Source organism: Sorangium sp. So ce145 (assembly GCF_051525985.1).
Taxonomy (GTDB): domain Bacteria; phylum Myxococcota_A; class Polyangia; order Polyangiales; family Polyangiaceae; genus Sorangium; species Sorangium cellulosum_B.
Genome location: NZ_CP150315.1, coordinates 12,064,418 through 12,087,723, shown reverse-complemented (window position 1 = coordinate 12,087,723; position 23,306 = coordinate 12,064,418). Strand labels below are relative to the sequence as shown.

At 72.1% G+C, this 23,306-nt stretch carries 20 protein-coding genes; 11 read left to right on the top strand and 9 right to left on the bottom strand.

Features of this window, described 5'->3' with window-relative positions:
* Window positions 1-677 precede the first annotated feature (677 nt).
* The 8 genes from WMF34_RS44890 (at window position 678) to WMF34_RS44855 (ending at window position 7,205) form a co-directional block, all read left to right on the top strand.
* Window positions 678-1,181, top strand: coding sequence for a GreA/GreB family elongation factor (locus tag WMF34_RS44890; RefSeq protein WP_437555635.1), 504 nt, complete (start codon window positions 678-680; stop codon window positions 1,179-1,181).
* Window positions 1,182-1,337: 156 nt separating this feature from the next.
* Window positions 1,338-2,474, top strand: coding sequence for a Spy/CpxP family protein refolding chaperone (locus tag WMF34_RS44885; protein WP_437991661.1), 1,137 nt, complete (start codon window positions 1,338-1,340; stop codon window positions 2,472-2,474).
* Between the two features lie 53 nt (window positions 2,475-2,527).
* The gene (locus tag WMF34_RS44880) at window positions 2,528-3,070 is read left to right on the top strand and encodes an RNA polymerase sigma factor (RefSeq protein WP_012241404.1); all 543 of its coding nucleotides are present in this window, start codon (window positions 2,528-2,530) and stop codon (window positions 3,068-3,070) included.
* Window positions 3,063-3,449, top strand: coding sequence for a hypothetical protein (locus WMF34_RS44875; protein ID WP_437991660.1), 387 nt, complete (start codon window positions 3,063-3,065; stop codon window positions 3,447-3,449). The genes WMF34_RS44880 and WMF34_RS44875 overlap by 8 nt, the downstream gene beginning before the upstream one ends.
* On the top strand, window positions 3,446-3,907 hold the full coding sequence (locus WMF34_RS44870; RefSeq protein WP_012241402.1) for a hypothetical protein: 462 nt from the start codon (window positions 3,446-3,448) through the stop codon (window positions 3,905-3,907). The genes WMF34_RS44875 and WMF34_RS44870 overlap by 4 nt, the downstream gene beginning before the upstream one ends.
* A gap of 115 nt (window positions 3,908-4,022) precedes the next feature.
* On the top strand, window positions 4,023-4,988 hold the full coding sequence (locus WMF34_RS44865; RefSeq protein ID WP_437991659.1) for a DUF4349 domain-containing protein: 966 nt from the start codon (window positions 4,023-4,025) through the stop codon (window positions 4,986-4,988).
* A 357-nt stretch (window positions 4,989-5,345) separates the two neighbouring features.
* Window positions 5,346-5,483: a hypothetical protein gene (locus WMF34_RS44860; RefSeq protein ID WP_437991658.1), complete on the top strand. Its 138-nt coding sequence runs from the start codon at window positions 5,346-5,348 to the stop codon at window positions 5,481-5,483.
* Between the two features lie 384 nt (window positions 5,484-5,867).
* Window positions 5,868-7,205, top strand: coding sequence for a PAS domain-containing protein (locus WMF34_RS44855; RefSeq protein WP_049876555.1), 1,338 nt, complete (start codon window positions 5,868-5,870; stop codon window positions 7,203-7,205).
* Window position 7,206: 1 nt separating this feature from the next.
* Here WMF34_RS44855 and WMF34_RS44850 read toward each other — a convergent pair whose 3' ends face one another.
* From WMF34_RS44850 to WMF34_RS44820, 7 genes are all read right to left on the bottom strand, one after another.
* Entirely contained in the window at window positions 7,207-8,217 is a 1,011-nt protein-coding gene (locus tag WMF34_RS44850) for a hypothetical protein (protein ID WP_437991657.1), read from the bottom strand.
* A gap of 26 nt (window positions 8,218-8,243) precedes the next feature.
* The gene (locus WMF34_RS44845) at window positions 8,244-9,377 is read right to left on the bottom strand and encodes a tetratricopeptide repeat protein (protein ID WP_437991656.1); all 1,134 of its coding nucleotides are present in this window, start codon (window positions 9,375-9,377) and stop codon (window positions 8,244-8,246) included.
* 31 nt (window positions 9,378-9,408) lie between these two features.
* Window positions 9,409-10,974 (bottom strand): serine/threonine-protein kinase, encoded by a 1,566-nt coding sequence (locus WMF34_RS44840; RefSeq protein WP_437991655.1) that lies wholly within the window; start codon window positions 10,972-10,974, stop codon window positions 9,409-9,411.
* Between the two features lie 313 nt (window positions 10,975-11,287).
* Window positions 11,288-12,034 carry a cyclase family protein gene (locus WMF34_RS44835; RefSeq protein WP_437991654.1) on the bottom strand — a complete coding sequence of 249 codons (747 nt, stop codon included), beginning with the start codon at window positions 12,032-12,034 and terminating at the stop codon, window positions 11,288-11,290.
* Window positions 12,035-12,143: 109 nt separating this feature from the next.
* Complete coding sequence (locus tag WMF34_RS44830; protein WP_437994708.1) at window positions 12,144-13,538, bottom strand: pyridoxal-phosphate dependent enzyme; 1,395 nt, start codon at window positions 13,536-13,538, stop codon at window positions 12,144-12,146.
* Between the two features lie 197 nt (window positions 13,539-13,735).
* Window positions 13,736-15,463 carry a helix-hairpin-helix domain-containing protein gene (locus WMF34_RS44825; RefSeq protein WP_437991653.1) on the bottom strand — a complete coding sequence of 576 codons (1,728 nt, stop codon included), beginning with the start codon at window positions 15,461-15,463 and terminating at the stop codon, window positions 13,736-13,738.
* A 267-nt stretch (window positions 15,464-15,730) separates the two neighbouring features.
* The gene (locus WMF34_RS44820) at window positions 15,731-16,813 is read right to left on the bottom strand and encodes a formylglycine-generating enzyme family protein (RefSeq protein ID WP_437991652.1); all 1,083 of its coding nucleotides are present in this window, start codon (window positions 16,811-16,813) and stop codon (window positions 15,731-15,733) included.
* 153 nt (window positions 16,814-16,966) lie between these two features.
* Between WMF34_RS44820 and WMF34_RS44815 the strand changes: the two genes are divergently transcribed.
* Genes WMF34_RS44815 through WMF34_RS44805 form a run of 3 tightly spaced genes read left to right on the top strand, consistent with a single transcriptional unit; the run spans window position 16,967 to window position 19,538 of the window.
* Window positions 16,967-17,482 (top strand): hypothetical protein, encoded by a 516-nt coding sequence (locus WMF34_RS44815; protein ID WP_437991651.1) that lies wholly within the window; start codon window positions 16,967-16,969, stop codon window positions 17,480-17,482.
* A complete protein-coding gene (locus WMF34_RS44810; protein WP_437991650.1) occupies window positions 17,482-18,204 on the top strand; it encodes a hypothetical protein in 723 nt (240 codons plus the stop codon). Before WMF34_RS44815 ends, WMF34_RS44810 begins: the two co-directional genes overlap by 1 nt.
* Entirely contained in the window at window positions 18,201-19,538 is a 1,338-nt protein-coding gene (locus WMF34_RS44805) for an SLC13 family permease (RefSeq protein ID WP_012241389.1), read from the top strand. Before WMF34_RS44810 ends, WMF34_RS44805 begins: the two co-directional genes overlap by 4 nt.
* Window positions 19,539-20,338: 800 nt before the next feature.
* Here WMF34_RS44805 and WMF34_RS44800 read toward each other — a convergent pair.
* Together WMF34_RS44800 and WMF34_RS44795 are read right to left on the bottom strand one after the other, a co-directional pair.
* Window positions 20,339-21,442 (bottom strand): 3-oxoacyl-ACP synthase III family protein, encoded by a 1,104-nt coding sequence (locus tag WMF34_RS44800; RefSeq protein ID WP_012241367.1) that lies wholly within the window; start codon window positions 21,440-21,442, stop codon window positions 20,339-20,341.
* Between the two features lie 44 nt (window positions 21,443-21,486).
* Window positions 21,487-23,283: a thiamine pyrophosphate-binding protein gene (locus WMF34_RS44795; protein WP_437991649.1), complete on the bottom strand. Its 1,797-nt coding sequence runs from the start codon at window positions 23,281-23,283 to the stop codon at window positions 21,487-21,489.
* Window positions 23,284-23,306 lie beyond the last annotated feature (23 nt).

Below are 23,306 nucleotides of genomic sequence, written 5' to 3'. Positions count from 1 at the left end.
TGTGCTGGTGCAGTGATCTGGACGCAGCCCGGGCGAGCGGCGGCAGGACGCCTCGCGTCATGTCGCGCGCGCTCGGCCCGCGCGCTCCAGGCTGTGCGGTGGCGCCGCACGACACCCATGCTCTCGTGTCGATGCGTTCCAGCCCGGAGCAGCGGCGCAGCAGATTAGGAATCTACACTACTCACCCTATCCCGGCAAAGAGATTCCTGAACGATTCCTGAGCGGTTCTCCCGCTCGCCGCCGTAGGGCGTCTTCGAGCGTCTTCGAGCGTCTTCGAGCGTCTTCGTGCTTCCAAGTCACCGTCTTGAAACATTCGATTCACACGAACGATAAGCGCGCCGGCAGTCCGCCGCGCGCGACGCGCATGGATTGCATATCTGCAAGGAGCGGGGAGATCTCGCCCCGAAAAGGCGCCATGAGCTGCGACTCTGTGCGAGAGGCATCCATCACAGAGCTGCCATCAGCGCAGGTGTGCGCTCGGCGCCGCTCGCCGGCGGGCAGGCGCGCGGCGCGCGGCGTTCCCGGAGGAGCCGGGCCGCCTCCCGTTTCCTCCTCTGCGACCGGCGGAGACGGACTCGCGCCGGGCGGCGCCGAGGACGGCTGCGCCCCTCGGCTGTCCTCCGCGCCGCGCGGCGCCTGACGACCGTGGAGTGACCGCCGCGATCCCGTCTGGTAAGATGTGCGTGTCTATGCCACCGGCCATCGACAAACGCGCATTGCTCGCGGCCCTGAAGGACCAGCTCGCCCGTGAGCTCGAGCGCTCCACCGAGCGGGCGCGCGACGCCGCGAGCGCCGTGACGCACGAGGAGAACCGCGCCGAGGGCGACAAGGACATGCGCGCCACCGAGGCGTCCTACGTGGCGCGAGGTCACAGCGAGCGCGTGCTCCAGATCGAGCAGGCGCTCGCCAGGCTGGGCGCCGTCACGGTGCGCGACTTCGGCCCTGGCGCGGGCATCGAGAGCTCGGCGCTGGTGGAGCTGGAGAGCGGAAAGCGGCGCGCGCTCTACTTCCTCCTGCCGGCCGCGGGCGGCGAGCGCATCCAGTTCCAGGGGGTCGAGCTGCAGACCCTCGCCACGACGAGCCCCCTCGGCGCGTCTCTGCTGGGCCTGTCGGAGGGCGACGAGGCCGAGGTCGCCACACCGCAGGGGACGCGCACCCACCTGATCGCCAGCGTCCGGTAAGCCGGGCCCGATCCAGCCCGCGTTGGCCTCTCCCGGCTCCCCGCGGAGCTTGCCTCCGGAAAAAGTAGCTCGCCCTCGTAGGGCCCCCCTCCCCGCCGGCGTCACAGGGATGAACGACCCGCTCGGCACGACGCGGGCGACGCAGGAGAAGAGTCCATGACGCAGTCTCGTTGGTGGAGGCTTGGTGGGATATTGCCGCTCGTCGGCGCGCTCGTCGGCGCGGCCGGTTGCACGGCGGAGACGGGGCAGGGCGACACGTCCCCGAGCGACGAGGCCGCCGAGGCGGCGCTCGCCAAGGGCCCGCGCGGGGCGGGCGGTCCCCGGGAGGGCTTCGGCGGCCATCGCGGCGGGCCGCGCGGCCCCGAGCACCTCCTTCGCGCGGCGCTCCACGAACTCGACCTCTCGGACGCGCAGGAAGCGACGATCGAGGGCGCCCTCGAGGGGCTGCGCGACGGCGCGAAGGAGCGCCCGAAGGACGGGGCCGTCTTCGCGGCGCTCGCCGAGGGCGTGCGCGCCGGCAAGATCGATCGGGCGGCGATCGAGGCGAAGCTCCCCGACGCCGGCCGCGCGGCCGAGGAGCGCCGCGCCCGCGTCGCCGGGGCGCTGAGCACCCTGCACGCCACGCTCACGAAGGAGCAGCGCAGGCAGCTCGTCGACGGGATCGCCGCGAAGATGGACGAGCGAGGAAAGCGCGGCCCGCGCGGCGGCGAGCACCACCACGGCCCGCGCGGCGGCGAGCACCACCGCGGCCCGCGCGGCGGCGAGCACCACCGCGGCGGCATGGGCGGCCCCGGGATGCGCGGCGGTCCGCTGGGTTACCTCCTCGCCGGCCTCGATCTGCGCGACGAGCAGCGCGCGCAGATCGACAAGGCCCTCGAGGCCGCGCGCCCGGGCGACGCCGACCGGGTCGGGCGGAAGGAAGATCACGCGGCGAGGCGCGCCGAGATGCGCGCGCGGCTCGAGACGTTCGCCGCGGATCGCTTCGACGCGAACGCGTTCCTGCCGCGGCCGCCGGCGGGCGAGAAGATGGGCCCTGCGGCGCACCTGGACCGCATGGTCGGCGCGCTGGCCGCGATCGTCCCGATCCTCGACGAGGCGCAGCGCAATGCGCTCGCCGAGCGCATCGAGAAGGGGCCGGCCGCGGTCAGGCCCGAGCGCGGCGAGCGCGGCCCCGGGCCTGGCAGGCACGGCCGCGAGCACGGCCCCGGGCACGGCATGCGCGGCCCCGGGCCTGGCGGGCCCGGCTTCGAGCGCGGCTTCGGGCCCGGCGGGCGCGGCCCCGAGCGCCGCTGAGCGCCCGTCCCGGTAGCGCGCGCGGTGCCATGGGCGCAGAATCGCGGGGGAACGTGATCGTCGACCTCAGGCTCGTCGCAGCGCGCGTCGCCAGGGGCGATGATGCGGCCTTCCGGCAGATCGTCGAGCACACGCGCGCGCCGATGTACCGCCTGGCCGCGCGCCTGGTCGGCGACCTCGCGGAGGCCGAGGACGCCCTTCAGGAGGCGTTCGTCGATGCCTACCGCGCCCTGCGCGAGGGGCGCTACGACGGGAGATCGAAGGTGGAGACCTGGCTGTACCGCATCGTGACGAACGCCTGCCTCGACGCCCTCCGGCGCCGCCGCGACACCCCGCGCGAGGCGTCGACCGAGCCGCGCTTCGACGGCCTCGTCTCCGCCGAGGCGCGCGTCGCGCTGCGCGAGCTCGACGCCCTGCTCGCCGCGCTCCCGCCCCAGGAGCGCGCCGCGCTCGTCCTCGTCGCCGTCGAGGGCCTGCCCGCGAAGGAGGCCGCGGCGGCGCTCGGCTGCTCCGAGGGCGCCGTCGAGCAACGCCTGGTGCGCGCCCGCGCCGCGCTCCGCGCCCGGCAGATCGAGAAGGAGGCGCCGCATGTCTGACCGCGACGACGACCGGACCGGACCCGATCGGGACCTCGCGCGCCTCGCGGCCGCGACCGCTCGCATCGACGCCGACGACCGCTTCACGGCGGCCGTGCTGCGCGCTGCGACGGCCAGCGATCCGCTCGCGCGCCTCGCGGCCGCGACCGACGGCCTCGAGCCGGACGCCGGCTTCACCGACGCCATGGTCCGCGCCGCGACGGCCTCTGCCGTGCCCGCGCGGCCCGCGATCGCCGACGGCATCGTCCGCTCGGGTCGCCCCGCCCTCGTCGTGACCGCCCTCGCGGCGGCCGCGAGCGTCCTCTTCTTCCTGCAGACGCAGCGCGACGTCGACAGCGCGATCATGGCCTCCGTGGAGGCCCTCGAGGCGAGCGAATGACAGAGCGCACCGCGTCCCCGCCCGCCCTCGCCCGCTGGAAGCCGCTGGCCGTGCTCGCCGCGGTCTTCCTCTTCGGCGGCGTCGCCGGCGCGGCCATCGGCCGCGTCACGGCGTTGCGCGACCTCGAGGCCACCTTCCGGGGCCCTCCGACCGAGGCGCGCGCCCAGTTCCGCCTCAAGGCGATGCGCCGCCACCTCGACCTCACCGACCGCCAGGTGCGCGAGCTCAGGGCGACCCTCGCCGAGGCCGAGGCCGAGCGGGACAGGCTCCTCTCCGAGTGCCGCCCCGCGCTCGACGCCCTCCGCGATCGCACCGACGCGCGCGTGAAGGGCGTGCTCACGCCCGAGCAGCTCACCCGCTACGAGGAGCTCGAGGCCGAGCGGCGGCGGCGCCCGGGCCCGCCGCCGTTCGGGCCGGGGCCCGGCCGCGGGCGCGGGCCGGGCGGTCGGGGCGACTGAGCGCCTGTCAGGACAGCGCCGGCGAGGGCGCGCTGCACGGCGCGCCCGCGTCCTCACCCGAGGTGGGCTCGCGGGCGTTCGCTCGAACCGCTATGGTCACCGCATGCGCTCCTGCATGAGGCTGCCTGCCGTGCTGCTCCTGGCGGTGACGCTGACGAGCGCCTGCGCCAGAGGGGACCATTCCGGGTCGGCCCCGCCCGCGCAGGCCGCGGCGCTGGATCAGCGAGCGCCGGGGCCATCACCCGCGTCGGCGCCGCTCGCCGGGCGGGCGATGCGGATCACCGTCGAGACCGCGATCCTCGTCGACGCCTTCGAGCCGGCGATGCAGCGGCTGCGGACCGCGGTCGAGGAGCACGGCGGCTACGTGAGCGAGGCCCGGGTGCACGGCGGCCCGCACCGGAGCGCGTCGCTCGAGGCGCGGGTCCCCTCGGCGAAGGTCGGCGCGTTCCGCGCCGCGGTGGCGTCGGTCGGCGAGGTGGTCGACGACGCGGAGAAGGCCGAGGACGTGACCGAGCAGCGCGCGGACATCGGCGCACGGCTGCGGAACGCCCGCGCCCAGGAGAAGCGGCTGCTCGACCTGCTCTCCGACAGGACGGGGAGCCTCGCGGACGTGGTCGCCGTCGAGAAGCAGCTCGGGAGCGTGCGTGAGACGATCGAGCAGATCGAGGCGCAGGAACGATTGCTGGAGGGGCAGATCGCCTATGCGACCGTGAAGATGTCGATCACGGCGCGCGGCGAGGAGCAGACGTTGGGCGCCGGCGGCAAGATCGCCCGCGCGGCCAGCGAGGGAATCGAGAACGCGGGGGTCGTCGCCGTGAAAACCGCGGTCCTCGCCGCCTCGATCGGCCCCACGTTGCTGCTCCTGGCGGCGTTCTTCGGGGCGCTCTACTACGCCCTTCGCGCGATCGTCCGGCGGCAGCGGCGCACGACAGCCAGCTTCCGTCCGCCCTTCCAGGCGGGCCCGATGCACGCTTACCCGAGCGGCGCGCCGCCGGTGCAGGGCGCGCAGCCTTCCCCGGAACCGACCTCGCCGCCTCCGGCGCAGGGCCCGCGCGGCGACGGCGAGATCGGCCCCGGGTGAGCCGGCTCGCAGCCCCGAGCAGCTCGATCACCGATCGCCAGTCGAGCACTGGACATGATGACTAGAGCGACCAACGGGCTGAAACCATAAGAAAAGCAGGAATTCCACAGGGAGACGGGGAGGCGGGGAGCGAGAGACGGCAAGAGGGAGAAACTCATTTTTCTTCTTCCTCCCCGACTCCCCGCCTCCCTGTGAAAATTCTCCGGGTTTCGACGTAATCGGTGTTCTAGTCATCGGCACACCCCATGTGACCTTCGACGAGGGCACGAAGGGACGAACCCCGGGGGGGGAACGACGATGTACCGGATCAGCATCGCTGATGTCGCATCGCTTTTGCTGGCGTTTTTGGTCGGCGGGATGCTCAGCATCCGCGGGTCGTGCACCGCCTACTGCCAGCAGCTCAACACGAACGGCATGTACTACCCGAGCTGCGTCAACAACCTCACCGGCATCCCGGAGTCGACCACCCGTGTGATCACCGTCTTTCTTCCCTAGCCACGGACGGCGAGCCCGAGCCGCGGAACCTGCCCCTGGTCGACAGGACATTCTCCGGGAACAGGAGCCACGCAAACACGAAGCGGCGTCCGTCCGGATCGGATGTGTCTTTCGCCGTGTCGATAGCACCTCCGAGATGCTCCCATGTACGAGGCGGCGAGCGCGAAGGGCAGGTCCCGGTCGGTGGTGCGCGGGGCTGCGATGAGGGCGAGTCGGTCGTGCGTGGGAGTACCGCTGTCGACGCGCCAGCCCGAGAGAACGAGCCAGCCCCGGCCGATTCAGTACTTCACGGGGCCAGCCTGATGGTGCACCATTTCAGCGCAGAAGACTCCGGGACGGCCGCGGGCGGAGAGCGGCGCGCAGGGCTCAGGGGGAACGATGGAGATGGACCGGCAGAGCGACGAGCGAATCAATGCAGAGAACGCGCGGCTCCGGGCTCGCGTGGAGGAGCTGGAGCGAAGGCTCGGCTCGGGCGCGGCGCCGCGCGACGCGCAGCGCGAGCTCGCGGACAGCGTGCCTTACCGCGCGCTCTTCGAGGCGGTGACCATACCGCTGGTGGTGCATCGCGCGGACGGGCTCCTCGTCGCCATCAACCGGGCCGACTGCGCGCGGTGGCGCATCAGGCCCGAGCAGATCATCGGCAAGTACAACGCTCTCGAGGATCCGCAGGCGGTGAAAACCGGCCACGCCGAGGCCTTCCGCCGAGCGCTCGCCGGGGAGGTGGTCACGCTGCCCCCAGTCCCGTACGACACCGAGCCGGGCGAGCTTTACAAGGAGCGGCGTCGGCTCTGGACCGAGCCGAGCTACGTTGCGTTCGAGGACGCGAGCGGGAACCGCTTCGTGGCGGTGGTGAGCATCGACGTCACCGCGCGCGTGGAGTCCGAGGCGCAGAGGCGCCGGGGCGCCGCGCTGCTGGAGGCCTTCATTCAGAACGCGCCGATGCTCATGTTCGCGCGGGACAGCGAGGGCCGCCACACGCTGCTGAACCCGCCGGTCGAGGCGCTCCTCGGCAAGCCGCGCGAGGAGCTGATGGGAAAGACCCAGCACGACCTGTTCCCCGCGGAGATCGCCGACCGGTTCGTGACGCAGGACCGGGCGGCGATGGCGTCGTCCGAGCCCATCACCTCCGAGGACGAGATGGAGCTGGCCGACGGGACGCACGTGTACATGAGCACCAGGTTCGCGCTCCGCGACGAGGAGGGCAGGGTCTCTGGATGCGGGGCAATCGCGGTGGACATCACCGAGCGGGTGCGGGCCGAGGCGAGGACCCGGCAGCTGCAAGAGAAGATGCTGCTCGTGCAGCAGGAGACGATACGGGCGATCTCGACGCCGCTGCTGCCCATCGCGGACGGGGTGCTGGTGGCGCCGCTGGTCGGCGAGCTGACCCGCGAGCGGGGCGCGCAGTTCACCGAGACGCTGCTGGACGGGATCTCCCGCCAGCACGCCCGGATCACCATCCTCGACGTGACGGGGGTGCCGCAGGCGGGGCCGGAGGTGACGGACGCGCTGATCCGGGCGGCGCGGAGCGCGCGGCTGCTCGGGGCCGAGGTGGTGCTCACCGGGATCCGGCCGAGCGTGGCGCAGGCGCTCGTGCAGCTAGGGGCCGATCTGGGGGGGATCGTGACGCGGGGGACGCTGGAGCGCGGGGTGACCTATGCGCTCTCCGGCCACGAGGGGGCGCGGGCGCCGGCGCGAACCCGGAGCGGGCGCGGCGCGCACTAGCTCACATCCCGGGGCCATCGTCGCTCTTCGCCAGCGTCGCGGCGTTGGCCTTCACCTGCTCGGGGGTCAACGGCTCGCCGTACAGCGCGGCATACTGGATCGAGCCGCGAAGAGAGCGCCCGGCCTTCCGCGAGTTTCCGAGCACGAGATACCACGTCGGCTCCGCCCACGTGAAGACGAAGTCGGCGGGTGGCCGATCCGGGATCGCGTTCGTTCGCACGTCGCCGTTCACGTAGAGATCGACGACCCCCTCGGCGGCGTTCAGCACGAGGTGCAGGACGCACGGCTGCTCCAGCTCCTCGAGCGGAATGAACCACTGCCCCACGAACTGCGTCTTGGAGTCGGCGTAGATGTGGAACAGCAGCTCTCGGTTGCCCATCCCGTCGGGGTCGCCCGCGCTCAGCGAGTATTTCCCGAACTCTCCGGTATCGGTCCCGAGGTACAGGATGCGCGCCGGCACGCCCTCGACCGCGGCGGCCGTCACGCTCACCACGGTCTCGAGCGTGAGCGCCGCCTTCGAGACGAGGAGCTTGCTCGGGGGCGTGGCGGTCGAAGAAAACGCGGCCTCCACGCGCGCGTTGCCGCCGAGGTTGTTCCAGCGGATGCCCACGCGCCCCGCCTCGCCTTCCAGGTTGAGCGTCTCTCCGTCCGACACCACGTCGAGCGAGAGCCCCGGCTCCGGTCCCGAGTCGACGAGCTTGCCATCCGTGCCGTACGCGTCGAGGAAGTACCGCGCGAGCAAGCCATCATCGACAAGGCAGGTCGAGATATGGCTCCCCGGCCCATCGCAACCCTCCGGGGGCGCCCCGCCGCAGCCGCCGCCCCCTTGCCCACAAGGCTCCACGGTGCCACCGGCGCTGCCGCTCGTTCCGCTCGTTCCGCCTGCGCCGCCCGTGCCGGGGACGACATCCTCGTAGCTGTAAAAGACGCAGCTACCCCCGGTAAGCGCGGCCAGCGGGACGATCGTCGAGAGCGCCCGGCCCATCCACGTCCAAGATACGATGCGCACCATCGGGACGATCCCTCTCTCCGGAAACCTCACCAGCGCTTGCTGATCACGAGCCCGCCCGGCATGGGGCTCACCGAAAGGCCGATCGCCGTCGCGTCCCGCGCGTCGGGCTGCCCTGTCAGGAGGACGTACGCCGCCGTGCCGAGCCCCGCCGCGCCCGCGGCCAGGAAGCTCCAGACCGCCGCGTTCGCGAGGTCTGCCTTGGCGTGTCCCAGCTCGTTGTACTGGCGCAGGTCGAGCCCGGGGCAGCGCGCAGGGTCCGTGCAGGCCGGCTCCAGGAGGCGCTGCTGCGAGCTCGCCTTCCCGTTCGAGAGGAACACGAACGCGACGCCCAGCCCCGTCCCCACGGCGGTCGCGGCGAGCCCCGTGAACACGACCGCGGTGCTGCGCGGGCCCGGGCGGCCATCCGCCGCGTCGCCGCCCTCCTGGGCGCCGCCGTCGGCCGCACCCTGCCCAGGGCCGAGCGGCCCGCCGCCCTCCTGGGCGCTGCCGTCGGCCGCACCCTGCCCAGGGCCGAGCGCCAGCGGCTCGCCGCCCGACTCGCGCCCGGTCCTGTCGCTCTCGACCCGCACCTTGCCGGCCGCGAGATCGACCTCGACCTTGGTCCTCATCCCCTCCTTGAGGACGATCTCCTTCGTCAGCCCGCGCCGTCCAGGCGCCGCCACGGCGAGCGTGTGGCTTCCCGGATCGCGCGCGACGGGCGTCGACAGGGGCACGTCGAGCCCGCCGAGCGCCACCTGCGCGCCCCCCGAGCCCGCGCCCGTCACGGTGATCTCCACGGTCGGGATGCGCGACGAGACGGCCTCGAGCTCCGTCCTCGCCTCGGCCTGCGCCTGCCGGAACGCCTGCGAGGCGTCGGCCGGGAGCTGTTCGTCGACGATGACCTGGTAGACCGAGCGCGCCTCGGTCAGGCGGCCGAGCTTGTGGCAGGAGCGCGCGACCATGATCAGGAAGGTCGGCGCATGCACCGTGGCCTCGGCTCGGCGGAAGGCCTGGAGCGCGTCCCGGTACCGGTGTGCCCGGTAGGCCGTCCACCCCTGGTTGGCGTACGCGACGGCCGCCTGCCGCGCCTTCGCCGACGGGGGCGGCGCCTGCGCGGACGCCTCCGCGCCGGCGAGCGTGACAAGGAGAAACGTGCCCATCACCGCCGCTCGGAAGCGCATTCCTGCTCTCTGGGGACGCGGAGCCACCCGGCTAGAGCCCCCAGTCCGGCCTGCTCCCGCCGGACTTCTTGCGAGGAGCCGGCGCCTTGCGCGGCGCCGCCGTCGACGCGGTCCGAGCGGTGGCCGGAGACGTGGGGCGCGCGGGCGCGGCGCTCGGCGCCGCCGCCGCGGAGGGGACGGCGGATGCCTGTGCCGGCACCAGGGAGGCGGCGCCCGGCGCGCCCGCGCCCGGGTCGAGCGGCAGCGGCGCCGGCACCACCGCGGGCGTCGCCGCGGCGCGCGCCTCGGGAGCGCTCGCGATGGCGGGGACCGCGGCGAGCCCGGCCGGCGCGCCGCTCGACGGCGCGGCGGGCGCGAGCGCCGCGGCGGCCGCGGACGCCTGGGTCGTGGTCTGGTCGCCGTCGGTCGATGCGCCCCTGAGCGTGGCGACGAACAGGCCGCCCCCCACGGCGACGATCGTCGCCCCGACGGCGACGCGCCCCGCGACCCGCGCGATGGCACCGCGCGCCGGGTGCGGCGCCGACAGGTTGATCGCGCCGGTCAAGGTGCCCGGCAGCGATTGCGGGTTCGGCGTCGAGGCGCGGACATCGTTCGGGTCCGAGCGCCGCTGGATGGGCATCGTCGTCAGCTGCGCCACCGGCGGCGTGCCGGGCTCGGCGAGCCCGGGCTCCCCGCCGGAGCCCCGCGATGACCACCCGGCGCCCGGCGAGGTCTCCCCCACGAGCGAGAAGAACGGCGGCGCGCCCGCGACGCGCGCGAGGTCATTGACCATGTCGCGCACGTTCTGGAACCGCTTGTCCCGATCGCGCGCCAGCGCCCGCTCGAAGAACGCGTCGATGCCGCTCGGCAGATCGGGGGCGAGCTCGCGCGCCGACGGCACCGTGCCGAGGATCACCTTCGTGACCACGCGCCCGATCGCGTCGCCCGGGAACGGCAGCTGCCCCGTGAGCATCTTGAACACGATGACCCCGAGCGACCAGAGATCGCTGCGCGCGTCCACGTCCCGCTCGCCATAGAACTGCTCCGGGCTCATGTAGTTGGGCGAGCCCATCACCTCGCCCGTGGCCGAGATATCGGCCGCGAGCACCGCCGAGACGTCCTTCGCGATCCCGAAGTCGAGCAGCTTCACGATCTCGCCGTCCTCGCCGTCGACGCGCGCGAGGAAGAAGTTGGCGGGCTTGAGGTCGCGGTGCACGAACCCCGCTTCGTGGACGCTGCGGAGCGCCTTCCCGGCCTGGGCGACGATGTGCAGCGTCTCCGGGAGCGAGAGGCGGCCGCACCGCTGGAGGCGCTTGCTGAGATCCTCGCCTTGCAGGAGCTCCATGACGAGGTAGGGCACCTCGTCGTCCTCCTCGAAGCCGAAATCGTGGACCTGCACGATATGAGGGCTCTTGAGCTGCGCGGCGGCGCGGGCCTCCCGCTCGAAGCGGGCCCGGAGCACCGGCAGCCGCGAAAACGAGTCGCGCATGAACTTGATCGCGACGAAAGTGCCGAGCTGGACGTGCTGCGCCACCCAGATCGAGCCCATCCCGCCGTGCGATAGCTCTCGCTCCAGGCGGAATTTGCCGGCCAGAAGGACGTCTTTTTCGAACTTCATACGCCCGGACACCTCCCGAGGGGGGAGTCGAGAGGATACCGAATCCCGGGCAGGACGCGAAGCTCCGTGTGGTCGCTCCGGCGCGGCGAGCAGCACCTCGTACGACCGTCACGGGGGGCGGTATGCAAACAGGCGACACGGCGCGGGCCAGGACGACGCGCGCTGCGCCCGCGGGCGTGCCTGCGCCGATCCGTACCCCGGGCGGAAGTGAGGCGGCGCGTGCGGCAGGTCAGAAAGCAGCCAGGGGTGCTGGCGCGCTGCAATGCGCAACGCCACGGCCGCCGCCCGATCCTGCCCGGGGATGCGCGCCGCGCTAGCTCGCCGTGCCGCCGGAGGCCGGCACCAGCGCCAGCACCCGGGCCGGCGCGCCGCTGCCGCGCGCGAGCGGGAGCGGCGCGACCACGACGACCGCCCCGGCCTCGGGCAGCTGCTCCAGATTGGCCAGGTTCTCGATGTGGTAGCCGCCGGCGCCCAGGAAGGCCCTGTGCTGCTCGAATGTCTCGCTCTGCCCCGGGTCGGTCGACAGCGTATCGATACCGATGCAGCGCACGCCGCGCTCGCGCAGGTAGCGGCTCGCCTCCACGGACACCCCGGGAAAGTGCATGACACCCTGGGGGTCCTGGTTCAGGTACCTCGCCGGATCGGACCAGCGAGCCCCCCAGCCCGTCCGGATCAGCACGATATGCCTCGCGCCGAGCGCGCCGTGCCGCGCCTCCCAGCTCCGGAGATCGTCCACGGTGACCCGGTGGTCCGGGCTGGCCGCCACGGCCGCCGTCACGTCCACGACCGCCGCCGCTCCGACGAGCTGCTCCGGCGCGATCTGCTCGACGGTCGCCGCCCCGGCCGTGAAATGCGCCGGGGCGTCCACGTGGGTGCCCGCGTGCTCGGCCATCGAGAACCGATTGGAGCAATACGCGTCCTCCTCGATGGTGCTGAGCGCCTCCGGCGCATAGGGCTCGTCGCCGGGAAACAGCGGCATCTCCGGGGTGATCGGGTGCGTCAGATCGACCACCCGCGCCGTGGCGAGGTCGATCACGAGAGCTCCGTGCGCCACCTGCATGGCGCACAGCTCACCACGAGCCCGCCGCCCGCACAAGGCACGCCGACGGGCGCTCGCGCTGCGCCCGCCCGGCGCGACGGCCAAAGCGGGAATCGCCTGCGCGCGCGGCTCACACCTCGTGCAGCTTCACCCGGCGTCGCAGGTAGTTGATCAGGTCGATGCGGGTGACCAGCCCGACGAACTCGTCACCATCGGTCACGATCGGCACGAGCCCCGCGTCGAACATCGGAAGGAGCTCCCGGATCGGCGTCCGCACGTCGACCGTCCGGAGCCGCGTCGTCATCGCGGCCTCGACCGGCTGGCGGAAGCGCGTCACGTCGTCGACGGCCGCGAGGAGGAGGTCGGACTCGTCCAGGATGCCGATGATCTTGCCGTCCTCCAGGACGGGCAGCTGCGACACGTCGTAGAGCTTCATCCTCGCATAGGCCACGAGGAGCGCGTCCGACCGCTGCACCGTGACCACCGCCCTGTCGGCGTGGCGGCGCGTGATCACGTCGCGCAGATCCCCTGTCGGCGCGCGATCGGTGAAGCCCTGATCGGCCATCCAGAAATCGTTGTACATCTTCGACAGGTACTTGTTGCCGCTGTCGCAGACGAGGGTACAGACGCGCTTCGGCGACGACTGCTCGCGGCAATAACGCAGGGCCGCCGCGAGCAGCGTCCCGGACGACGAGCCGGCGAGGATGCCCGTCCTGGAGAGCAGCAGCCGCGCCGTCTCCAGGCTCTCCCGGTCGGAGATCGTGTAAGCGCGCTTGACATGGGAGAGGTCGAGGATCGGAGGGAGGAAGTCCTCCCCGATGCCCTCCACGAGCCACGAGCCCGCCTTGCCGAGCTTGCCGGTCTTGACGTAACCCGCCAGCACCGAGCCCTCCGGATCGGCGAGCACCATCTCGCAGCGCGGCTGCGCTTTGGCGAAGTAGCGCGAGAGCCCTGTCATGGTGCCGCCGGAGCCGACGCCGCACACCATCGCGTCGATCCTTCGATCGAGCTGCGCGTCGATCTCGGGGCCCGTCCCGGTCTCGTGGGCGAGCGCGTTCGCCGGGTTCTCGAACTGGTTCACGTAGAACGCGCCCTCCTCGCGCGCGATGCGGGCGGCGAGGTCCTGGTAATAGCTCGGGTGGCCCTTCTCGACGTCGGAGCGCGTCATCACCACCTGCGCGCCGAGCGCCTTCAGGTGGAACACCTTCTCCTGGCTCATCTTGTCCGGGATCACGAGCGTGAGCCGGTAGCCCTTCTGCGCCGCGACGAGCGCCAGGCCGAGCCCGGTGTTGCCCGCCGTCGCCTCGACCACGTGGCGCCGCTCGCCCCCGAGCTGACCGGCGCGCTCGGCCGCCTCGATCATCGACAGGCCGATGCGATCCTTGATGCTACCGCCCGGGTTCTGGCTCTCCATCTTGAGGAAGAGCTCGCACGGGCCGGCGTCGAGCTGAGTCACCTGGATCATCGGGGTGTGCCCGATGAGAGCGACGATGTTCTCTGCGGGCGCGGGGGTCGGCAGGGGCATTGGCATGACAGCTCAACGGTCACACGACGCGCACCGTCTGTCGAGGTGGTGCCAGCGATGACGCGCGCGTCACGCGCGTCGCATGGGCGACGTGGGCCGCGCAGGGTTGCCGCGGACGGCCGACCTCTGGACCGAAGCGTCCTTCGCGGCGTCCGGGCCGCACGCTGCCACGCTCAGAGGCGCGATCCGGGAGGCGATCAGGCGGGCTGGACCGCCTTCTGGAACGCGGCCGGGCCGAGCGCGTTCAGCACCTCGCCCCGGCGGAGGCCGCCTCGCCGCGCGGTCCCCACACCGAACCGCAGGTTGTGGAGCGCGCGCGTCGAGTGTGCGTCCGTCGAGATGACGAAGCGGATACCGCGCTTGCGCGCCTCCTTGATCCACCGGGGCTCCATGTCGAGGCGGTACGGGTCCCCGTTCACCTCGACGGCGGCCCTCGACTCGGCCACGGCGTCGAGCACCTCCTCGACGCGGCACGCGAACGGCTCGCGCCGCTGGATGAGCCGGCCGAGCGCGTGCCCCCAGATCTTGAAGACCGGCAGCCGCATGGCGCTGACGAGCCTGCGCGTCATCTGGTCCGCGTCCATCTTCATGCGCGAGTGGATGCTCGCGATGACCACGTCGAGCTGCTCCAGGATCGCGTCCGGATAATCGAGCCTCCCCGACTCGAGGATATCCGACTCGGTGCCTCGGAGGAGCTTCACGCTCACGCGCTCCTGGACGCGGGCGATCTCGTCCCACTGCTGCTTCAGCCGGTCGAGGCCGACGCCGTTCGCGTAATGGGCGGCGGGCGAGTGATCGGTGATGGTGAGGTATTTCATCCCCATCGCCTCGGCCTCCAGGGCCATCTCCTCGATCGTGTTCTTGCCGTCCGAGTACACCGTGTGGCAATGCACCATCCCCTGGATATCGCCCTGCTCGACGAGCTCGCCCTCGCGGCCCGCCCGCGCGGCGCGCTCGATGGCGGCGACGATGTCCTCCGCGCTCTCGCGGAGCTCGGGCGCGATGTACGGGACGCCGAGGTGCTCGTAAAGGTCCTCTTCCGTCTTCACGGAGAGGCGCTTCTTGCCCCGCGAGAGCCCTCTCTCGTCGAGCGTGAGCCCCAGCTCGCGCGCGAGCGCGCCGAGCGCCGAGAGGTACTCGGGCGCCCCCGTCCGGTGGTGAAGCGCGGCCGCGTAGTCCCGGGGCGGCACGCAGAGGAGCTCGCCGCGCAGGCCGCCCGAGAGCCTCACCCTGCAGCGCGCGTCGCCGCGCTCCTCGACCTCGGCGACCTGCGGGGACCGGACGAAGCAGTCGATCACCTGCGCGGCGTCGTCCGCCGCGGCCACGAGATCGATGCCGGCCACCGTCTCTTCCCAGCGCCGGATCGAGCCCGCGAGATCGGCCTGCTCGGTCGCCTCGCAGCCGCGCACGTGGGCGAGGAGCGGCTCGGCCGCCTCGAGCGCGTCGACGAGGAGGACGCGCTCGTCGCGCGCCTCGTGGCGGGCTATCCCCTCGAGCAGGCTCGCTTCGGTCTTCGCCCCGAAGCCCTTCACCGCACGGACCTTCCCGGCGAGACAGGCCCTCTTCAGCTCCTCCACGCTGCCGATGCCGAGCGCCTCGTGGAGCGCCTTCATCCGCTTGAGGCTCATGCCCGGCACCTGGGCGAGCTCCAGCACGCCGCTGGGCAGCTCGGCGCGGAGCTCCTCGAGCTGCGCGGAGCGCCCCGTCTGGTAGAGCTCGGCGATCTGGGCGGCGAGCGCCGGGCCGATGCCCTTGATGCCGGTGAGCTTCTTGCTCGTGACGAGCGCGCCGAGGTCGTCCGTGAGCTGCTCCAGCGCCTCGGCCCCCGTCTCGTAAGCGCGCGCTCTGAACGGGTTCTCCCCCTTGATCAGGAGGAGCGTGCCCGTCTCGCGGAGGGCGCGGGCGATGTCGAGCTTGTCGAGCATGGGTGGCGGCAACTCTAGCACTCGCCGGCCGCCGGAGTTCATGCCGCAAGGCCCCGCGCAGCGGGGCAGTTTGCCACAGCGCCACCGGCGGAGGCACCGGCGACCGCGCCCGGCCGTGAGCACTGAAGCACATGAGCGCCCCGGGCGCCGCCAGCGGCCACCGCCGAGGGCGCGGCGCGCGGAGAGCGCGAGGGCGCTCCCTCGCGGCCGCGACGAAACGAGGTAGCCGAGGCCCTCCGTGCTGCCAGCCATGGCTGCGCGGAGGGCTCACGGCCCTGGCAGGTCACGCGCGCACATCGCCGATACATAGTAGTGGCGGCCATCGGTCTCGTAGGGTGCGCGGTAGGTCGTCGTCTGCCGGTATCCGGCGGCGACGAAGCTCCCGCCGTGCGCGACGCGCAGGGCAGCGTGGTTGTCCAGGCGGGAGCAGTCGTCGCACGGTACGAGCGGGCGGTCGTCGTCGGCGGCGTCGCGCGTGACCTTGTAGGCCTCGCCGGCGAGATCGAGCTGGCCCCAGCGCCCCGCTCCCCTGGGAAAGGAGCCGACGGGCGCGAGATCGTCCGTTGTGCAGTGGATGAGGCTCCACGGGGGAAACGCGTCCTCGCAGGGCAGCGACGTCGTGCCTTCGCCCTGGCAGCAAAAGGCGGCGTCTTCGGAGGTGATGGGGGAAGAGCCCCACGGATAAAGCCGTTGCTCGTCGCCGCCTGCAGCCGCGTAGTTCATCTCGGCCTGGGTCGGCAGGCGCCCGCCGTCCCACGCGCAGAACGCGAACAGCTCGAGCCATGTCGCGCACACGATGGGTTTGTCCTCGTTCGCGGCCGGGGCGTCGGTCCACGTCGGCCAGCCGTAAGGATCGCAGACGAGCGCCCGCTTCATCTCGGCCGTGGTCACCTGGAGCATCGTGTTCCAGGCCGGGTCCCATCCGCTGTCCGGGATCTTCGGGTGCGCCCCCGCGCCAGCCGGCGGCGGGCTCGCCTGCGTCGGGCCGCCGGTCTCTTCCAGGTAGCGGCGAAACCGCCCGACCGTGACCATGTACTTGTCGAGGTGAAAGCTGCTCACGCTCGCCGGATACCGGGGATCGTTGAGCCGGTTGAACGTCCCGCCGGGCACGGGCAGGCTGGCGCAGCAGTCGTCGTCGTGGCCGAGGCCGCAGCGGTCGTCGGCGCCGGGTGTGCCGCCCGCGCAGCTCGGCGGAGGCGCCTGCGCGTGGTCGCGCTCTGCGTGAACGGAAGCATTCGCGTCCTGCTCCGCAACGCCGCCGCTGTACGCGTGGCTGGATCCCAGGATCGCCGCGAGCGTGCAGAGGGCGAGGAGGGTCGAGAGCGGCTGTCGAGGAGGTCGCGTGGCCATGTGAGCGGTTAGGTGCGAGCGCCGCCGCTCTGGTTGTGCGACACGGCGGAAGGCCAGCGCGAGGCGGCCCGTGCGCCCGGGCGCACGGGGCGCCGGCGCGCGAGATCAGGCCTGGATCCAGGCCCTTCCGGGCAGCTACGCTGAAGTGCCCTCATGCCTCCGCCCCGACCGCCTCGCGAGCCCGGCCATCGCTACCCTTCATTGCCCTCCTCCGTGGTGTCCGCGTTCCTCCGCCCCGCGAGGCTCGACGCGCTGCTCGCCCCCTGGATGCCCGACGCGGAGGAGCGCGCCTTCGTCGTCCGGTGCATCGTCGGGGAGGGCCCGGTCCATCACCGCGGCGCGAGCTACACCCTGGTCTGCCTGCTCGGTCTGCTGCTCGAGGAGCTCGGCCCGCCGGAGGGCGGCGCGCCGAGCGGCGAGTCGCTGCCCGTCCCGATCCGCCTGCCGCCGCACCTCGCGCGCGGCAGCGAGCACGACTACCCGCTGGCCATCCCGCTCGCGCCGCTGACGCGCCTCGCCCCGAAGGGCTCGCCGGAGCTCGCGGCGCTCGTCGACTGCCTCACCGACGGCCCGCCGCACCACGCGCTCGCCAACGCCGCGATGGTCTGCCTGCTCGACGCCCTCTTCGCGCGCGCCGAGCGCGCCCGCGCCGGGGCGGAGCCGGCCTGATGGCGCTGCCGCCGGCGCTCGGACAGGCGTTCCGGATGGTGGCCGCCGAGCTGGGCATGCGCTCGGCGGCGCGGCTGTTCCTGCGCGAGCTGATGGGCGAAGGCGGCGCCCCGCTCGCGCGCGAGGCCCGCGACCAGCTCGGGCGCGAGTTCCCCGTCCTCGACTTCGTCGCCGAGCAGTGGCTCTCCGGCGGCGCCGAGGCGCCGCTCGACGTCGCAGGCGTCCTCGACGCGCTCCGCGGCGTGACCCGGCTGCTCGTCGTGGGGCTGGAGGCCGACTGCCTCGACGCGCTCGTGCCGCGGCTCTCCGGGGTCGAGGCGGGCCTCGTCACCGACGCGGGCGGGCTCGACACGGACTTCGGCCGTGTGCTCGCGAACTACGACGGGCTCATCGAGCCGGTGGGTCTGTCCGAGCTCCACCGCTGGGCTGGGCGGAGGAGCGCGCTGCTCACGTTCGTCTACGGCACCGACGGGCACGCGGCGCACGTGAGCCCCTCGTGGCTGCGCGTCTCGGGCCCCGACGTGCGGACCCAGTTCCGCTCGCTGATCGGCTGGGACATCCTCGGCCGGCCCATGACGGTGTACCCGCGCTGGATGGTCGAGACGAGCTCGGCCGATTTCTCCTGCCTCGTCGGGCCGGCCCCGCGCGGCCCCGCGCCCGAGGGCGCCGCCGCCGGCGCGGGCGACTTGCGCGCGATCGCGCCGGCGATCGAGGCGACGTGACGGCCCCCCAGGCCGCGCTCTTCGCCGTCCTGCTCGGCGCGCTGCTGCTCCAGGCGCTCCTGCCGTCGCGCCGCGTGCTCATCGTGACGGGCGGCGCGGGCCTCGCCTGCCTCGCGTCGACGCTGCTCGGGGTCGCGACCACGCCGCTCCTGCTCGCCGAGGTGCCGTGGGACGTGCTCGTCATCCTCGTGACGCTGGGGCTCCTGTCCCAGCTCTTCGCCGCCTCGCGGCTCTTCGACCGCCTCGCCGTCGCGGCGACGCGGCTGAGCGGCGCCGAGCCCTTCCGCGTCCTCCTGGTGTTCTCGATCGCGATGTACGTCGTGAGCGGCGTCGTCAACAACCTCACGGCGCTCGTGCTCGTCCTCCCGGTGCTGCACGTGCTGCTCAAGCTGATGGGCACGCGCCAGCGGTACGTCTCCTGGCTGCTCGGCCTGCTGCTCGTCGCGTGCAACCTCGGCGGCGCCGCCACGCCGATCGGCGATTTCCCGGCCATCCTGCTGCTCGGCCGGGGCAGCATGACGTTCGGGGGCTACCTCTCGCGCGCCGCCCCGGCGACGCTCTGCGCGCTCGCCGCGCTGCTCCTCGTCGTGCGCGCCGTGGTGCGCCCGACCGCGGGCGTGCCGCGCGATCCGGTCTCGGCGCGGCTCACGCGCGCGGCCATGGAGGCGCTGCACCGGCGGGTGCGGACCGACCGGCGCCTCCTCGTGCCGGCGGCGGTATCGCTCGGCGCGATGGTCGTCGCGTGGCTGTTCCTGCCCGCGGAGCTCGGCGTCGGCCCCGAGCTCGTGTGCTGGCTCGGCACCGGCGCGGCGCTGCTCGCGTCGCGCAGGCTCGGCGAGCGGCTCGCGCGGACGGGGCTCGACATCGAGGCGGTGCTCTTCCTGCTCTCGCTCTTCGTGATGGTCGCGGCGGTGCGGCGCACCGGCCTGTTCGAGGAGGTCTCGCGCTCGCTGGCGCGGCTCCCGGTCGCCCCGTCGCTGCAGCTCGTCGCGTTCCTCGTCCTCGCCGGCGTGCTCACGGGGCTGTTCTCGGCGGGCCCCAGCATGGCGGCGCTGCTCGACGTGGCCGAGTCGCTCGCCGAGCGGCTGCCCGCGCCCGCCGTGTACGTCGGCCTCGCCCTGTCCGTCTGCGCGGGCAGCTCGCTCTTCCTGACCGCCGCGACGTCGGGCCCGCTCGCGCAGGCGCTCACCGAGCGAGCCGACCTGCGGGACGTCGACGGCAGGCCCATCCGGTTCGGCTTCTTCGATTTCCTGCCGACCGGGCTCCTGAGCTTCGCGATCATCCAGGCCGTGGCGATCGCGTACGCGCTCCTCGCCATCTGGGCGGCGCGATGAGGGCGCCGGCCGTGGGCAGGAGCTGGCTCGCCCATGCGGGAGATGGGTGGCACCCGTGTCCGGGTGGATGCGCCTCGAGCATGAAGACGGGTCGCAGCCGTCTCCGGCTGGCCCCTCGCCAGCATGGAGACGGGTCGCAGCCGTCTCCCGGTGGATGTGCTTCCAACAAAACACGGGTCGACCCGTCTCCCGCTGGCCCCTCTCCAACAAAAAGATGAGTCGCACTCGTCTCCCGCTGGACGTGCCTCCACAAAAACATGAGTCGCACTCGTCTCCCGCTGGACGTGCCTCCACAAAAACATGAGTCGCACTCGTCTCCCGCTGGACGTGCCTCCAAGACTTCCCTGGTGCCGCGAAGCAATGGGCATGAAGGTTAATGATTTCAATTGGTTCGGGTCGATGCTCGACCGCGCTAGCTTCCGGCGTGGCCCAACCGGCCGCTTTCTCGTCGAGAACAACTGCGCCGCGCTCGAGATCTGCAAGGGGCTACTGCCGATGAGGCGCGCCGGATACGCAGCCAGCGCCAGGATGCGGCGAGTGAAACCTGCATTATTTCGATGCGATCCAGTCCCCAGATGCCTTGGCAACAGGGACATCGCACGGTCCGCATGGTCGAGCGTGAGGCGCACGAGAGGAGCAGGGCCGAGTACGTCGAGTAAATGCTTTAGCCTCCCGCGATAAAGATCCGGGCGGCGAATCACCTTCACATGTTCCGGATACTCCTCGGCCAGCTTGTCCGAAACAACCCGCTCAGCGAGCTCGGCTGCGCGGCGCGCGCGACGCCGAGCCCTCCGGCTCGCTCACGCGTGCCATCTCAGCATGATGCCCCCGAAGGAGGCCCCGCCTCCATGGCTCATGAGCATCACGAGGTCCCCGTCCCCGATCCGGCGCTTCTCCAGCGCCGTGAACAGGCTGATGGGCAAGTTCGCTGCTCCCATGTTCGACAGCGTGAGGATGTTGTCCTCGATCCGCTCCAGTGGAATGCCGAAGATCCTGGCGATCACCGGCGAGTACCAGACCATGGCTGCGTTGGTCACCAGGAGATTGACCTGCCCGGGCGCGAAGCGGCCTCCTCCGAAGAACTCGGCCCGGAGCCGCTCTCCCCAGAGCGGGACGGCCGCCACGGCCGCGCGGGCGACCTCCGGCTGATGCATCGTGAAATAGAATCGCTCCTCCGTCTGGGTCTCCCCGAATGCGTATGCGCGCGCCTTCGGGCGCAGGGGCGCCCTGCGCAGCACGAGCATCGAGTCATGGAAGAAGCTGTCCGTGAACTGCCGCGAGAGCAGGACCCCCTTGCCTTCCGGACAGGGCCCCATCACCGCCGCAGCCGCCCCGTCGCCCGCGGCGACCGAGATCGACGAGGTGTAGTCCATGATGTCGCTGTATTTCGTCGAGACGACCAAGAGCACGCGCTGGAGCGCGCCGCTCGCGATGTACTGATGGGCCATATCCATCATCGTCATGAAGCTGTGACAGAACGCGTTGATCCCCATGCTCCGAGCGTTCTTGAGACCCAGCGCGTGCTGGACCCGGAAGCAGGTGGACACCGAGACCGTGTCCGCGGGCAAAGAGAAGGTGAGGAGTAGGTCGATGTCCTCCGGCCTGACCTTCGCTGCCTCCAGCGCCCGTCTGGCGGCGAGGATCTCCATCTCGCTAGGGCGCATCTCCGGCGAGGCCACCCGGCGCTCTCGCATGCCCGCGAAGGGATCACCCTCGATCTTCGCGGTCTCCTCCGCGAGCACGGGGTGCATCGCCGGGGCGTCCCCTGGATCGACGCCTGGGGTGACGATCCTCTTCTCCCACCGGTGCCACGTCTTCACGATGGAGTCCGGCCAGAAGGCGTTGGTCCTGACCTCGTCGGGGATGTAGGCCCCGAGCCCGAGTATCGTGCTGCCTCGTATCACGGTGCAGTCCTCCGTGCATTGGTGTGCTCGCCGGCCGCCCCACTCTACGCGGGGCTCGACAGGGACGACATCTGCTGGAGCGCCTCGACCCGGCCGGCGCCTTGGATCCTGATGTCCGCGTCATGCCGGATGTCGAGCACGACGGGCCCCCCCCTCGCGGTAAGCCGATCGAGCAACTCGGCGGTGATCTCGCCGGGTCGTTCGATGAGCGCGGCCGTGGCGCCGAACGAACGCGCCCACGCGACCAGGTCGACGCACGGCGTGTCCCAGCTCGCGTCGCGGCCGAAGAGCTGGCGATAGCCGTGATATACCATGTTGTATCGAGCATCGTTGAAGACGGCATACACGATTCGCAGGCCCAGCTTGATCGCCACGAGGAGCTCGCTCCCCGCCATCTGCATGCCGCCGTCGCCGCAGATGCAGACGACCTTCCGCGAGCGATCGCCGAGCGCGTATCCGATCGCAGAGCAGATGCCCGACGCCATGCTCCCGAGGCCGAGGTGGATGAGGAAGCGATCCGGTCCCCGCGCCGTCAGGTAATGAAGCGCAAAGAGCATGTGCTCGCCGATGTCGGTGATGAAAGTGGCGCCGGGCGCGGCCCTCTCCAGGTCGGCGATGACGCGGTGGGGCGCGACGCGCGGCGACGCGTCTTCCCGGAATCCCTCGGCGTCGAACGGCGAGCACCGCTTCGCCTCGGCGAGTGGCGCCGCGGCGTTCAGGCTCCGGAGATTGAGTCGCTTCGCGACGTCATGGAGCTGCCGCGCGAAGGTCGCGAGATCGCCGGCGATCATGAGCTCCGTCGGGATGTTGCGGTTGAAGACCCGTGCGTCCGTGTCCACATGGATGAGGACGCCGCCCGGGCCGATGGGGTGCGTGGGTCCGATCGAGCAGTCGTCCAGGTCGGTCCCGAGCACGAGCGCCGTGTCGACGCCCCCGGCCGTGTAGCGGCGCGCCCACCAGGAGGCCGCCATGCCGGCATTGCGGAGGGAGAGCGGGTGCTCCTCACTGAGGATGCCCTTGGCCTGCGGCGTCGTCATGAAAGGGATGTTCAGCGCCTCGACCATCCGCTCCACTGCCTCCGCGTGGGGACGGCACGCGGCGCCGATCACCACGAGGGGGCGGCGCGCGCGCGCGAGCCGCTCCGCGGCGTCGATGATGACCGACTCTTCGACGTGCTCCGCGGTCGAGACCGGATTCCACGCGATCTGCGCCGGCCCGGTCGTGGCGACCCCGTGGTTCATCGGCAGGACGATGAAGGACGGGCCCGGATGGCCTGGGTTCCTCGCCGCCCTGAGCGCGGCCATGGCCTGGGACGCGGCAGCCCGGGCCGACGTGACGCGCACCATGGCGCGCGTCACGTTGCGCAGCATCTCCTCGATCCCGACTCCCTCTCTGCCCATCGACTGCAAGAGCCTCGCCCCTGAGCCCTCCCAGGCCACGTCGCCGCAGATGATCAGCATGGGCACGCCCTCCAGATGGGCCGAGACCGTGCCGGTCACGACGTTGGTGGCGCCCGGTCCTGCGGTGACGACGACCGCGGGCACCTTGCCCGTCGCGCGCCAGTACCCCACGGCCGCGAAGGCAGCGTGCGTCTCTTGCCGCGACTCGACGAGGCGCGCCCTGGGCGATCGGAGGATGGCATCAAACAGCGGGATGATCGGCCCACCGGGGACACCGAAGAAGGTGTCGACGCCGGCGGCGAGCAGCGCATCGAGCAAGGATTGCGATCCCGTCCGATCCGATGGAGGCGCAGCGCTCACAGCACCGATTCCCGGGGCAGGCGCTCGCGCGCCCGACGGGGGGACACGCTCCAGCAGTTGCGAGTTTCGGGTCGGTGGCATGGCGGTTTCCGACAAGCGAGACG

Bases quoted from the DNA above. Each gene is read 5' to 3' on its own strand.
- WMF34_RS44840 (WP_437991655.1), bottom strand. From the start codon at position 10,974: ATGAAGTTCGAAAAAGACGTCCTTCTGGCCGGCAAATTCCGCCTGGAG.
- WMF34_RS44885 (WP_437991661.1), top strand. From the start codon at position 1,338: ATGACGCAGTCTCGTTGGTGGAGGCTTGGTGGGATATTGCCGCTCGTC.
- WMF34_RS44850 (WP_437991657.1), bottom strand. From the start codon at position 8,217: ATGGTGCGCATCGTATCTTGGACGTGGATGGGCCGGGCGCTCTCGACG.
- WMF34_RS44860 (WP_437991658.1), top strand. From the start codon at position 5,346: ATGCTCAGCATCCGCGGGTCGTGCACCGCCTACTGCCAGCAGCTCAAC.
- WMF34_RS44810 (WP_437991650.1), top strand. From the start codon at position 17,482: ATGGCGCTGCCGCCGGCGCTCGGACAGGCGTTCCGGATGGTGGCCGCC.
- WMF34_RS44865 (WP_437991659.1), top strand. From the start codon at position 4,023: ATGAGGCTGCCTGCCGTGCTGCTCCTGGCGGTGACGCTGACGAGCGCC.
- WMF34_RS44870 (WP_012241402.1), top strand. From the start codon at position 3,446: ATGACAGAGCGCACCGCGTCCCCGCCCGCCCTCGCCCGCTGGAAGCCG.
- WMF34_RS44845 (WP_437991656.1), bottom strand. From the start codon at position 9,377: ATGCGCTTCCGAGCGGCGGTGATGGGCACGTTTCTCCTTGTCACGCTC.
- WMF34_RS44815 (WP_437991651.1), top strand. From the start codon at position 16,967: ATGCCTCCGCCCCGACCGCCTCGCGAGCCCGGCCATCGCTACCCTTCA.
- WMF34_RS44795 (WP_437991649.1), bottom strand. From the start codon at position 23,283: ATGCCACCGACCCGAAACTCGCAACTGCTGGAGCGTGTCCCCCCGTCG.
- WMF34_RS44855 (WP_049876555.1), top strand. From the start codon at position 5,868: ATGGACCGGCAGAGCGACGAGCGAATCAATGCAGAGAACGCGCGGCTC.
- WMF34_RS44830 (WP_437994708.1), bottom strand. From the start codon at position 13,538: ATGCCCCTGCCGACCCCCGCGCCCGCAGAGAACATCGTCGCTCTCATC.
- WMF34_RS44890 (WP_437555635.1), top strand. From the start codon at position 678: ATGTGCGTGTCTATGCCACCGGCCATCGACAAACGCGCATTGCTCGCG.
- WMF34_RS44825 (WP_437991653.1), bottom strand. From the start codon at position 15,463: ATGCTCGACAAGCTCGACATCGCCCGCGCCCTCCGCGAGACGGGCACG.
- WMF34_RS44835 (WP_437991654.1), bottom strand. From the start codon at position 12,034: ATGCAGGTGGCGCACGGAGCTCTCGTGATCGACCTCGCCACGGCGCGG.
- WMF34_RS44875 (WP_437991660.1), top strand. From the start codon at position 3,063: ATGTCTGACCGCGACGACGACCGGACCGGACCCGATCGGGACCTCGCG.
- WMF34_RS44820 (WP_437991652.1), bottom strand. From the start codon at position 16,813: ATGGCCACGCGACCTCCTCGACAGCCGCTCTCGACCCTCCTCGCCCTC.